Genomic DNA, 12,191 nt, shown 5'->3' on the forward strand with positions numbered 1-12,191 from the left:
CTTATGTTTATTCGCGCATCTTGTTCCGAAGATCGTTTCACACATTTCCGGGCGCGACTTCAACATGCGGGACCTTGGGAGAGGATATGGTCAGGCACACTTCAGAAAGCGGTTCTGAGCAGCGCGGCGAACCCGCAGCAGCTGGATCCGCTTTGCCACAATTCGCCGAAACCGGGGCGAGTATTAATCGTGGGTCCAATCAGATTGGCGTTCGCGCCTATAATGAACGCCTTGTACTGGCGCTGGTGCGCCGACATGGTGCAATGGCGCGCGCTGATATTGCGAGGAAGACCGGGCTTTCCGCACAAACCATTTCTGTGATCATTCGCGAACTCGAAAAAGATGGCCTCATTACACAAGGCGAACGCGTGCGCGGGCGTGTGGGGCAACCATCCATGCCCATGCGGCTTGCTGCCGACGGCGTATTCTCATTTGGCCTCAAGATTGGACGGCGCAGTGCAGAGATCATCCTGATGGATTTTCTCGGTCACATTCGGCAGCGCCGCCACGTCACATATTCCTGGCCCGTTCCCGATAAAATTCGCCAATTTGCTTTCGACAGCATCAATGAGTTTACTGCGGCACTTGATGCAGATAAACGCACCCGTATTGCGGGCCTCGGTATTGCGCTTCCGTTCGAACTCTGGAACTGGGTCGAGGAAGTTGGTGCACCTGCCGCCGATATGAATGCTTGGCTTGATGCTGATCTGATCCATGATTTCGGGTCAGCTTTGCCATTTCCTGTTTTTCTGCAAAATGACGGAACTGCCGCCTGCGGCGCCGAGCTGACATTTGGGCGCGGGCCTGAATTTACCGATTTTGTCTATTTCTCAATCGGGTCATTTATCGGTGGCGGTGTGGTTCTAAACAACACACTCTATCCCGGTCGCACCGGCAACGCTGGAGCGCTTGGCTCCATGCCTATGCGTATGCGCGGAACAGACGATGCTCGCGAAACAATTCAGTTGATCGATACTGCCTCGCTCTTCGTGCTTGAACGCATATTGCGTGAGCACGGTATCTCGTCGGAAGAGCTGTGGCTTTCCCCGGAACGCTGGCCGGATTTCGGTCAATTACTAGACGAGTGGGTTGCATTGGCGGCGCGCGGCCTGGCCCATGCGGCAGTTGCAGCCGCATCTGTGATTGATTTCCCTGCAGCGATTATTGACGGCTGGTTGCCAGAAAATGTCCGCCACAGCATCGTCGAAGCAACTAAGCTTGAGCTAACGCGCATCGACCTGCAAGGTCTTTCGGCACCCGAAATCATTGAAGGGAAAGTCGGTGTTCATGGAAAAGCGATGGGCGCTGCAAGCCTACCGCTCTCCCATCGCTATCTTTTCGACCAGAGCGTCCTCTTCAAAGACAGCGTCTGATGGTTAGCCGCTGGCGCTGCCTGCATACAGACAGCGCCAGTTCTCTTTGACCACTTAGAATGAACGCTGGAAGCGGACTTTCAAACCGAATGCGTCTTCACCATCAAGCGCAATACGCTTGTTATTCCACTGAACATAGGTGAGTTCCGGGGTGATGTTGAAGCCCGGCACCAGTGCATAGCTCACATTGCCGGTCGCCATCAGCGTTTCGCTGGCATCATAACCAACCTGCAGGTTGAGCTTTGCCTTTTCTGTTGCCTGATAGGCAAGACCGCCCCACAAAGCCCAATCGCCACCCCATGTACCGTAGAAGCTGTCCACCATACGATAGACTTCGCCATTGGCATTGGCTTTGTAATGGTCATCATTGGATTTATAGGCGAACTGCGACCAGACCGAGAACTTGTCGTTCAATTTGAGGTCGACCTTGACCTTACCTGCCCATTCTTCGTTGCGCGCGTCATAGGCCGCTACACCTGCAATGCTACCCCATGACTGTGCATATTTCAGACCACCCACCACATGCGGCATGTAATCATCGATGGTAACATCGACGTCCGCATCTGTGTTTCCACCCTGTTCAAGTGACAAGGTAGCCGAGAAGCCCTCCTTGTTTTTGTAGGTATAGCTGATGAGGTTCGTGCGATAACCACCGGCAAGAATGACGTCATCATTGAGCACATTGCCCAAATAGTCCGTGAATGTCACAAAGGCCGATTGATCGAGACCGACGCGCAAACCACCCAGCTCGATAAAGCCGAGACGCAGGGAGCCTGACGATGAAGAATCTGCACCATTGTACCACTGAAAACGAACTTCAGTGACTGTCTTGAGTGTACCAAGTTCGGTTTCGGTTCCAGTAAAAGAGCGGAAAGTGAAACGGGTCAGCTGCGCATAAGTATCCATATCCCGGGTGCTCGGTACGCGCGCATAAGCATTATCGCCACCACTGACATCATAACGCACATAACCAGCAAAACGCAGGCAGGTTTCGGTTCCGGGAATATAGAAATAACCCTTGCCATAGGCATCGCAAACGCGAACATATTCAACAGCTTCAGGCTCGGGTGCAACAATGGTATCGGCAGCCGATGCAACTTGCGACATTGCCAGAACAGCGACCGATGCAGCTAGAATTTTCTTCATTTGAGTAGGTGTCCCCTTTGATTTTAGACAATAGGAGTTTTTCGGCGGAAAGAGACTTTCCGTCGTGCTGAGAACAGACTGCCGGAACTCGCTAAAACCGGCTGCCTGCTATGACTGTGAATGCTGGATTACGTGCCTGATATCGACAAAGCGCCCCGCCCCGTCGTCAACTCAAATCCCCCATCTGGATTTTTATTGCAACTTCCTTAAACCCGGAACAGTTCAAGGTTAAATTATTCAGCAATTACAAGGTTTTATAGAGAGCTACACACGCCAAAACAGGCACATGGCACTCTAAAGCTTGCAGTGACGCGCCATCATTTCGGCAACGTCTTCCCGCCCCTCTTCACGCAGTTTTTTGATCGCAGCACTCATATCTGCCGACCGTTCGTCCTGCCCGAGCTTGAACTTGATTTCCATCTTCTCAATCGTCATTTCGTAGCCGACGATATTGGGCAGACGCCGCTCCAGACCACCGGGACCGAGTTCCTTCATCTGCCAGGGCTTGTCACGACCCTTTTCCATGTGCTTGACGAGCTCGTGGAGATGTTTGGCGGTCGCAGCTTCCGACAGGATTTTGGGCGCACCATGGATATGAGCAACCATGAAGCTCCAGGTCGGCGCGCTGTCCCTTTCCGGATAACCCGGATACCATGACGACGATACATAATGACCAGCATCCATCAGGATTGCGATTGATGGCAGGCCGCGTTTCAAAAACTCAACATGATCGTTGGATGCAGCAACATGCGAGACCAGCGTGCCGTTTTCGCCGCGTGTCCGATCCATCATGAAGACGGGGTGCGATATAGCAACGCCTTCCTCATGGCTGGTGATCAAAGTACCAAGCACCGTTCTATCAACGAGATCGAAAACCTCGGTCGTATCGGACGGCTGGAAATAGGGCTTTGTATAGAGCATCGCTTGTCTCTTGATTTCAGGCGTGAATAGCGGGCAGTCGATCAGACCATGGGCACATGGCTTCCAACTGACCTGCAAGTTCGAATAGCAGATTTTCGGCCCCATAAGGAGCAATGAACTGGCTGCCGATTGGCAAACCATCAGACGTTTTGTGAAGTGGGACACTCATCGCAGGCAAGCCAGCAGCGTTGACCGGATGGGTGAAGGTTGTCAGCTCGAGAAACTGTCGGCCAAACCCCTTCCAGTCGGGTGATCGCACGTCGAGCATCCCAAGCGGAAATGATCCAACCGGCATGACCGGGCTTAACACCACATCGCATTCTTCAAACAGACGACCAAAACTGCGCGCCGTACTGTTTGCGGTCAAACGCGCTTGAATAACCTCTGTCGCAGTCAAGCCATCGCCGTAAGCGGCCAATCCCAGATTCGAAGGCTCAAAATAGAGATCATTGGCAGGCTTTGCCATTGTCGCGGCAACATCTGCCACTTCAATTGCGGTGTAAACGGCGATCAGTTTTTGTACGGCATCTGCAAGCTCAACGCCGTCAAAATCAGGCCTCACCCTAACAACGTTATGTCCGAGCCGTTCGCACAACGCAATCGTCGCCTCAAGTGCTGCGACTGTCTCTTCATCCAGATCATGACGCAGATCAGACTCCTGCCAGACACCAATACGAAGTTTCCGCGGCGCCATTCTGACACTGTTGACGAACAAGTCCGTCTTGGCCGGGGCTGCGTAAAGCGAACCCGGTTCAAGCGCATCTGTCAGATCAAGCATCATTGCGGAATCGCGAACCGAGCGCGTCAACACATGATGGCTGACCATTCCGCCCCAGTTTTCTGTCGAAACCGGACCGCATGGGACACGCCCGCGCGACGGACGCAGCCCGAAAAGCCCGCCACAAGATGCGGGGATACGGATCGAGCCTGCTCCGTCATTGCCATAGGCCACAGGCACCATACGCGCGGCAACGGCCGCTGCCGCACCGCCGGAAGAACCGCCAATGCTGCGTGTCACATCCCAGGGATTGAGTGCCGAACCATGAAGCGAGGATTCCGTTGCGATATTGCAGGAAAACTCCGGCAAATTGGTTTTACCCACCACCACCAGACCAGCGGACTTATAGCGTTTGACGAGTTCATGATCACGCTGCGAGATATTTCCCTCTGCCGCACGACATCCAAAGGACATTGCTGCACCGGCATAGGAAGGGCAATCATCCTTCAACAAAACCGGAACACCGCTAAGCGGACCCTCTGGCAGCGATTTAAGCTGTTCTTCCGCCTGATCGCGCATCTCGTAGATCACAGCATTCAGCTTAGGATTGCACCGATCAATCGCTGCAAATGCCTCATGAACAGCCTCACGCGGCGACAGAATTTTTGCGCGAATGGCCTCTCCCAGACCGACAGCGTCGGCCCGGGTGTAGTCAAAGGATGTAGACGTCATGGGGTTATCCCAATGCTAAGCTCGTGAAGCGGAGCGTTTTACTGTGCCTTGCTGATCGTCCAGAAGCGAAGCGTATCACCAGCCCAGCCCTTGAAATCGTTCACTTTTGGACCGGCAGCTGTGATCGATGGCAAGTTTACCAGACCAAGGATCGGAACCTGCTCACCCATCAGCGTGTTGAGTTCGTTGAAGAGCTTCTTGCGTTCTTCGACGTCGCTTTTCGCAGAAACTTGGCTGAGAAGGTCTTCCGCCTTGGCATCGTCCCACTGGCGTGCGGCATCAACCTTCTTGTCACCGATCATCGACTGGAAAGACAACAGCGGATCAAGGCGGGCTGAATAAGCGAAAACAGCAAGTTCATAGGCGCCACGACGATACTGATCGAGCTGGGTCGCCCAGTCGCGCACTTCGAGCTGCGCATTGATGCCTGAGGCTGCAAGGAATGCCTGAACAATCGTGGCAACCTGCACGCGGTTCTGGCGGTTGGCGACCAGAAGGCTGATCGGTTCACCCTTATATCCTGCCTTGGTCAGCAGCTCCTGCGCTTTGGCTGGATCGTATGCAGGCCAGGCAGCCGCCTGATTATCCGAATAGATGGTGTTTGGTGCAATGATCGACGGGTTTGGCGCATAAATGCCCTCACCGATCGCCGTTGCCAGCTGGTTAAGATCGATGGCGTGAGCAATTGCCTGACGCATCTGTGGATCTTTCAGCTTATCGGAAGTGGACTGAATTTGAAGCACCATCCAGGAAGGCGTCTGCTGCACATTGACCTTCATGCCCTTCGCTTCCAGATCCTTGACACCAGTTGGCTCCACTTCATCGATGAAGTCGATCTCACCGGAAAGCAGACCATTCGTGCGCGTGCTGGAATCTGGAACAGTCATGAACTGAATGGTCTTTACATGACCTTTCTTGTTCCCTCCCAGACCGTCGAGATCGCCGGACAGAGCCGAATAATCATCGAAACGGGTCAGGTCCAGATAACGGCCACGCTCCCATTTGGAAAAAGCATAGGGACCTGTACCAATCGGCTTTACAAACTTGCCATCTGCATCAACGGATTCCGGGCTCAATATCCAAGGCGTACACTGGATGGTAGCCATGGTGATGACAAAGTTTGGCGCAGGAGCTGCGAAGCTGAAGCGCACCGTGTTGTCATCAACAGCCTCGACCGTCTTCAACTCGGAATCGACCTTGCCATTATAGCGATTGACGCATTGAAACGCTGTATCCGGCTTGAGATAACGCTCGAAATTCCAGACGACATCCTTGGCAGTCAGGTCTTTGCCATTCTGGAACTTGACGCCTTTGCGCAATTTGAATTCATAGACCGTATGATCGGCATTCGAGGTCCAGCTCTCAGCCAGCATCGGCTTGATTGCGAGATCGTCGCCATAAGCGACCAGACCTTCGGCAATATGGGCAACAACCATATCGGCATTGGCATCGCGATTGACGCCCGGATTGATGCTCGCAACATCAGAGTGAATGGCGACGCGCAAGGTCTCATCGTCAGCAGCATGTGCTTGGAAGGATGTGGCGCTGAGACCAAGAAGCGCAATGCTGAGTGCAGAGCGGATTGAAATTGGATTGAACATTTTGGTTTCCCCTTTTTGTTTTTGATTTAGCGGTATGGTCAGCTTTGTGACCTCAGCACGTCCGCGAAAAATGCTTCGACCGGCTCCAGCACTTTGAAAGGCTCATGAGCCACGCCCGGCACCCTGTCCCTGCGAACCGCGATTCCATGCGCTTCAAACGACTTGGCCAGTGCTTCAATGCGGTCGATCCGGCAATCGCCCTGAAGATCGGTGCCGTCCATCCAGAAGGCGCTGTCACGCGGGATGGCGATTTCCCAAGTCGCGGTATCTTCCTCACCGATCACAGTATGAACCGTAACAGCCTTCATCGCTTCAAGATCAATGCGGCAGCCAAAACGTGCTTCAACATCGCGAACGCCAACCCACCAGTCATAATCAGAATTGAGCAGAGTTACGACACCCGGCGCTCCGATAGAGACAGCCTTCAGCCTATGAGGATGCAGCATGAAAAAGCGCTGGCAGAACTGCCCGCCGCCCGAAAAGCCGTACATGATGGCGCGATTGCTTTTGAGGCGATATTTGGCGGCCACTTCGTCGATCATCGACAGCAGAATATGATCAAAGCGAATGCCGTGAAACTCGATGCGCTTGTAGTTGGCAAGATCGCCCTGCACGACGATGCCCGCAGGAAACAGCGGCGCCAGAACAATGCAGCGGTTCTCTCGCGCAAAATTTGCAAAGTGATCGCGGTACTGTGCCGCTGTCCGCCCCGTCCCGTGAATGATGACGATCAGTTCGTGCGTTTCGGTGCCGTCTTCATCATAGTCCTCGGGGACATAAAGGCAGTAACTGAAACGCTGATCGAACTGACTTGCAAAGAACGTGGTCGCTCCGAAATCGTAGAAGCTGAGTTTTTTGCCATGGCCCTGCCGTTTAGTAACAGGCTTTTCCTCAGTGATGGACATGACCGCCCTCCTCTCCAGATTTCGTATTTGCACTATCGCCGCGCCATTTGAGTTTGACGCCGCCCTCACCCGTCAGTTCGAGCATCGGAATGGCTGACAAAAGACGGCGGGTATAGTCGTTTTGCGGCGCGTCAAAAATCTCGTCGCGCGTTCCCTGCTCTATAATGCGACCGTCATTCATCACGACCACACGATCGGCAATTTGTTCAACCACGCCCAGATCGTGGGTAATGAACAGGCATCCGAAGCCATAGCTCTGCTGCAACTTGGCAAAGAGATCGAGAACCTGCGCACGCACCGTTACGTCAAGCGCCGAGACTGCTTCATCGGCAATGACAAAAGCGGGACGGCGCACGAGCGCACGCGCAATCGCCACACGCTGACGCTGACCACCCGACATTTCATGCGCATAACGATTGGCATAATCTCCACCGAGGCCAACATCCTCCAGTGTTTCGCGAACACGATCCACTTTCTGGCTGGACGAAAGCTCTTTCGAGAAGCGCAGCGCCTCACCGACCAACTCGCCCACTTTCATACGCGGATCGAGTGATGAATAAGGATCCTGAAACACCATCTGCGTGTGATAACGATAATCCTGATAATGGGATGAACGTCTCCCGACAGGCTGTCCCTTGAACAGCAACTTCCCTTCGCTCGGCTTGATTAGTCCAGCCATCACGCGCGCGGCCGTGGTCTTGCCCGAACCCGAGCCGCCTACCACTGCAACAACCTCGTTGGGCAGAACATCAATCGTAACTCCATGCAGAGCTCGCTTGCCGCCAGCTTTCTTGAACCAGCCACCCCGGCCTTCAAAATCGACAACAAGATCGCGCACGCTGATCAGCGGATCAGCCTTTGGAACCACGCGTGCAGGCCCACGAACCGGTAATGTCGAAAGCAGTTTGCGGGTGTAATCATGCCGGGGCTTTGCGAGAACATCCGCGGTATCGCCCGTTTCAACCACTTCACCATGGCGCATCACAACCACACGTTTGGAATAGCGCGCAATCATTGGAAGATCGTGACTGATCAGCAAAACGGTCGTGCCACGTTCCCGTGTGAGATCGACCAGCAACTCCATAACCTCGCGCTGGATAACCGCATCAAGCGCAGTGGTCGGCTCGTCCGCGATCAGCAGATCAGGCTTCATGAGCATCGCGCAGGCGATCATGATGCGCTGGCGCATTCCGCCAGAGAACTCATGTGGGAACGCCTCAACTGCCCGATCAGGATCGGCAATACCAACACGCAACAACATGGCTCTGATCCAGTCGGCATGTTGTGCCTTCTCGGCTGGAAAGTGCAGTTCAAGCCCTTCTTCAAGCTGCCGCCCGATGGTCAGTGACGGGGTTAGCGAAGTCATCGGCTCCTGAAAGATCATGGCAATGCCATCGCCACGCAGCCCGCGCAAAGCGGTCGGCGACATCGTTGACACGTTCTGCCCCTTGAAGCGGATCGCACCATGACTTGTTTTAATGGACGCCGGAACCAGCCCCATGACCGCCCGCGCGAGCATGGTTTTGCCGGAGCCGGATTCACCAACGATGCCAAGAATTTCGCCAGCTTTTATGGAGAAGGAAGCGCGCTTGACGATCTCCAGCGCACTATCGCCAACACGCAGGCTGACATCGTCGATTTCAAGCAAGGGTGCGGAAGTCATGAGCGCTTCCTCATGCGTGGGTCGAGGCGGTCGCGCAACGCGTCACCAAGAAGATTAATACCAAGCAGCGACAGCGAAATTGCAAGGCCGGGGAAGATACCAAGCCAAACGGCCTGCTCAATGAAATTGCGGCTTCCCGCGAGCATATTGCCCCAAGTCGGCGCTGGCGGCGGCACACCCAGACCCAGAAAGCTAAGCGAGCTTTCCGCGAGAATTGCCCAGCCGCACATGGACGTTGCCATGACGAGAACAGGTGCCAGACAGTTGGGCAGAATATGGCGCACCATCGTATAGATTTCCGAGTTTCCCATGACGCGGGAAGCCTCAACAAACTCCCGTTCACGCAGGCTCAAAACCGTGCCACGGACCACGCGGATCACCGAAGACATATAGGCCAGGGCAAGTGCTAAGATGATGCCGTTCTTGTTGGCGCCAAAGACGGCCAGCAAACCAAGCGCCATCAATATGCCGGGGAATGCCAGCAAAGCATCATTGACCATCATCAACAGCCGGTCGAACCAGCCACGTAAGAAGCCACTGATCGCCCCGATAAGCACTCCGCCGAGGGTGGCGAGAAAGACTGTGAACACGCTGATTGAAACACTGGCCGATGCGCCTCTCATAAGACGGCTCAGCTGGTCGCGCCCAAATTCATCCGTACCCAGCCAATGCGCAGCGCTTGGCGGCGCAAGGCGCGCGGCAAAGTCGAGGGCCAGCGGATTGTAAGGCGTCCAGAAGGAACCTACCACCGCTATCGTGAGAAGCGTTGCGGTGAGAGTTCCGCCAATAATCGCGTTGAGAGAGAGATTTTTCATTTTGCCGTCACCTTCGGGTCGAAGAACGGATAGAGAAGGTCCACGATCAGATTGACCAGCACATAAACGCAGGCTGTGAACAGCAAGCAGCCCTGAATGACGGGATAATCGCGAGCAAAGATCGCATCAACCAGAAGCCTGCCAAGTCCGGGAATCGTGAAAACCGTTTCCACAACTGCAATACCACCAAGCAGATTGCCAAGGATCAGCCCCAACAATGTCCAGGTCGGGCCAAACGCATTACGGAAAGCATGACGCCACATCACGGTTGCTTCCGACAGCCCCTTGGCGCGGGCATGGGTGATGTAATCCAGATTCAACACTTCAAGCGTCGAGGCGCGTGCCATCCGCAGAATGACGCCGATTTCATGCAGAAACAGTGTGGTGATCGGCAAAACCAGATAGAGAAACGCTTTCCATGGGTTCTCACCAAAGCTGACATAGCCGACAATCGGCAACCAGCCGAGCTTGAGGCCAAAGGCCAGCAACAGCAGCAAGCCCATCCAGAATGTGGGAACCGAAAGCAGCAAGGTGGCGCAGGTCACAAGCGTCAGATCGGTCAGGCTGTTCTGCTTCCAGGCTGCGATCATTCCAAGCGGAACAGCGACAAGCGTAGAAAGCACCACCGCTGACAAGACGATACGCGCACTGACCGAAAAGCGCTCCAGAACCAGCGAAAGAACCGGCTGCTGGTTGGCGATGGAGACACCGAGATCGCCATGCAGAACATTGCCTCCCCAGATCAGAAACTGGGTAAAGACGCTGTGATTGAGGCCCAGCTGCTCGCGCAGCGCGGCCAGCGTCGCAGCATCCGCAGAATCACCCAGCATCAAGGCCGCAGGATCGCCCGGTATCAACCGGACAATCACAAACACAGCCACTGCCACGATCAGCAATGTTGGAATGGCCATGCCTATTCTGGAAAGCGCAAAGCGCAGCATTTCTTTAGCCTTCGATAAAGAGGGATTTCGCGCGTGGCGCGGCATCAGACGGTAGCGGCGTATAATCCTGCAGACAGTAGGTCGCAAACTGGCGGTTCAAAGCAGGCAGCGGCGCGATTTCCATCATGCCAAGCGCTGCTTCCATCACCACCATCGCAACTGTGGCCGTGATATTGTCGTGATTGCCGGGACGTGGCGGGCGGCAGACTGCATAAGGTGTCAGGAAGTCGTCGAACAGTGCTTCCTTCAGCTCCTTGCGGCCAATTTTTCCACCATGTGATTCAAGAGACTGGCGAACGCGCCAATCACGATAGAAGCTTTCAGGTACGAACGGGATGCCGGTGTCGCGCAGCTTTGTCAGCGCAATTGGGCTGACCCAATGATTGGCATGAACGATCAGATCATTCTCAGGCAGGATCGGGAAGGACTCATCCGGCGCGCATTCAAAATCGATGCCGAAACCGGCGCTCGTCGCAATCATGATATTGTTTGAGCAGGATTTTGGTGTCGAAGCCACAGCCTTGATTGCTTTCGCAAAATGCTCCTGCTCAAGCACCTTGCGGCGCACGAGACCCAAAGGAACGCCAAGCTTCTTATAGTCGCGTTCGCATTCGAGATAATTGGCGGTGATCGAGATTCCCGCTTCATTGAAGCCGCTGCGCGCCAGCCCACCAGCCTCGACAAACGTCACAAAATCGGGACCGTTATTGTTGCGAACACGCAGCACAATGCCGGTTTCCACACACTCAGAACGCCAGTCCCAGTTCTGGCCATGAACCAGATTACCAGAAGCACTTTTCGCAGGCATGATGAGAGCACCGGTGCAGCCGTCATCCTGCTCTTCGGGATCAGGCGACCCCGTTTCCGCACGCGCCATCGCAACGACTTCCGTGCGTGCATTGATCATGACGATCTGCTCAAACGGCACATCCGCACCTTTGGCGATGCCGCGCATTTCCTCGACATAAGACGCGTCGAATTCCTCGATCCGGCCGGCAAATTCTTCGATAAGACCTTGCCTGCGCTCAGGCGAAAGACCAAACGCGTCGAGCGTGCTGGAATAAAGACCAGCGCTGCGCCGGATGCGTTCCGCCGCCAGCACCCCATATTGGCGCCCGCGCTCTTCCGGTACGCCCGAAACTGTAATGAATGGAAATGGGGTAACTGACATACTCAATCCATATTTTGTATTTTGTATCTGCTTAATACAATTCACATTCAATCATTGCGGAGTCAACAGTTTTTTATTAGAATATGGAACAATTTGATTTATACCCTTCCTACAGAGAGTCAGCCTGTCATTCCAATGGGATAGGCTATACGAGAAAGAAATGGCCTATTGCGAAATATCCCGTATTCTTTGAGCATAGGTTCAT

10 protein-coding genes are annotated in these 12,191 nt (G+C 54.3%); 1 reads left to right on the forward strand and 9 read right to left on the reverse strand.

All coding sequences use genetic code 11. The features are described from left to right. Nucleotides 1-86 precede the first annotated feature (86 nt). Entirely contained in the window at nucleotides 87-1,373 is a 1,287-nt protein-coding gene (locus tag ABWV94_RS14840; protein ID WP_353414042.1) for an ROK family transcriptional regulator, read from the forward strand. A gap of 54 nt (nucleotides 1,374-1,427) precedes the next feature. Here the strand turns inward: ABWV94_RS14840 and ABWV94_RS14845 are convergent, their stop codons facing one another. From ABWV94_RS14845 to ABWV94_RS14885, 9 genes are all read right to left on the reverse strand, one after another. Then, nucleotides 1,428-2,519, reverse strand: a complete 1,092-nt coding sequence (locus ABWV94_RS14845) for a porin (RefSeq protein WP_353414044.1) — start codon at nucleotides 2,517-2,519, stop codon at nucleotides 1,428-1,430. A 294-nt stretch (nucleotides 2,520-2,813) separates the two neighbouring features. Then, nucleotides 2,814-3,440, reverse strand: coding sequence for an FMN-binding negative transcriptional regulator (locus tag ABWV94_RS14850; protein WP_353414046.1), 627 nt, complete (start codon nucleotides 3,438-3,440; stop codon nucleotides 2,814-2,816). Between the two features lie 16 nt (nucleotides 3,441-3,456). Continuing rightward, nucleotides 3,457-4,890 (reverse strand): amidase, encoded by a 1,434-nt coding sequence (locus ABWV94_RS14855; RefSeq protein WP_353414048.1) that lies wholly within the window; start codon nucleotides 4,888-4,890, stop codon nucleotides 3,457-3,459. A 38-nt stretch (nucleotides 4,891-4,928) separates the two neighbouring features. Beyond that, nucleotides 4,929-6,491 (reverse strand): ABC transporter substrate-binding protein, encoded by a 1,563-nt coding sequence (locus tag ABWV94_RS14860; protein WP_113498951.1) that lies wholly within the window; start codon nucleotides 6,489-6,491, stop codon nucleotides 4,929-4,931. 38 nt (nucleotides 6,492-6,529) lie between these two features. After that, nucleotides 6,530-7,396, reverse strand: a complete 867-nt coding sequence (locus tag ABWV94_RS14865) for an alpha/beta hydrolase (protein WP_200637561.1) — start codon at nucleotides 7,394-7,396, stop codon at nucleotides 6,530-6,532. Further along, on the reverse strand, nucleotides 7,383-9,059 hold the full coding sequence (locus ABWV94_RS14870) for an ABC transporter ATP-binding protein (protein WP_353414051.1): 1,677 nt from the start codon (nucleotides 9,057-9,059) through the stop codon (nucleotides 7,383-7,385). Before ABWV94_RS14870 ends, ABWV94_RS14865 begins: the two co-directional genes overlap by 14 nt. Next, nucleotides 9,056-9,874 (reverse strand): ABC transporter permease, encoded by an 819-nt coding sequence (locus ABWV94_RS14875; RefSeq protein WP_007878271.1) that lies wholly within the window; start codon nucleotides 9,872-9,874, stop codon nucleotides 9,056-9,058. The genes ABWV94_RS14870 and ABWV94_RS14875 overlap by 4 nt, the downstream gene beginning before the upstream one ends. Continuing rightward, nucleotides 9,871-10,815 (reverse strand): ABC transporter permease, encoded by a 945-nt coding sequence (locus tag ABWV94_RS14880; protein ID WP_064321474.1) that lies wholly within the window; start codon nucleotides 10,813-10,815, stop codon nucleotides 9,871-9,873. Before ABWV94_RS14880 ends, ABWV94_RS14875 begins: the two co-directional genes overlap by 4 nt. Before the next feature lie 4 nt (nucleotides 10,816-10,819). Continuing rightward, on the reverse strand, nucleotides 10,820-11,986 hold the full coding sequence (locus ABWV94_RS14885) for a C45 family autoproteolytic acyltransferase/hydrolase (protein WP_171379632.1): 1,167 nt from the start codon (nucleotides 11,984-11,986) through the stop codon (nucleotides 10,820-10,822). Nucleotides 11,987-12,191: the final 205 nt, after the last annotated feature.

The sequence above is a fragment of the Brucella sp. NBRC 12953 genome, assembly GCF_040369775.1.
Taxonomy (GTDB): Bacteria; Pseudomonadota; Alphaproteobacteria; order Rhizobiales; family Rhizobiaceae; genus Brucella; species Brucella pseudogrignonensis.

What these genes read in the sequence shown, in the direction of transcription:
- ABWV94_RS14885 (WP_171379632.1), bottom strand. Translation starts at nt 11,986, where the DNA reads ATGTCAGTTACCCCATTTCCATTCATTACAGTTTCGGGCGTACCGGAA.
- ABWV94_RS14865 (WP_200637561.1), bottom strand. Translation starts at nt 7,396, where the DNA reads ATGTCCATCACTGAGGAAAAGCCTGTTACTAAACGGCAGGGCCATGGC.
- ABWV94_RS14850 (WP_353414046.1), bottom strand. Translation starts at nt 3,440, where the DNA reads ATGCTCTATACAAAGCCCTATTTCCAGCCGTCCGATACGACCGAGGTT.
- ABWV94_RS14845 (WP_353414044.1), bottom strand. Translation starts at nt 2,519, where the DNA reads ATGAAGAAAATTCTAGCTGCATCGGTCGCTGTTCTGGCAATGTCGCAA.
- ABWV94_RS14880 (WP_064321474.1), bottom strand. Translation starts at nt 10,815, where the DNA reads ATGCTGCGCTTTGCGCTTTCCAGAATAGGCATGGCCATTCCAACATTG.
- ABWV94_RS14860 (WP_113498951.1), bottom strand. Translation starts at nt 6,491, where the DNA reads ATGTTCAATCCAATTTCAATCCGCTCTGCACTCAGCATTGCGCTTCTT.
- ABWV94_RS14870 (WP_353414051.1), bottom strand. Translation starts at nt 9,059, where the DNA reads ATGACTTCCGCACCCTTGCTTGAAATCGACGATGTCAGCCTGCGTGTT.
- ABWV94_RS14840 (WP_353414042.1), top strand. Translation starts at nt 87, where the DNA reads ATGGTCAGGCACACTTCAGAAAGCGGTTCTGAGCAGCGCGGCGAACCC.
- ABWV94_RS14875 (WP_007878271.1), bottom strand. Translation starts at nt 9,874, where the DNA reads ATGAAAAATCTCTCTCTCAACGCGATTATTGGCGGAACTCTCACCGCA.
- ABWV94_RS14855 (WP_353414048.1), bottom strand. Translation starts at nt 4,890, where the DNA reads ATGACGTCTACATCCTTTGACTACACCCGGGCCGACGCTGTCGGTCTG.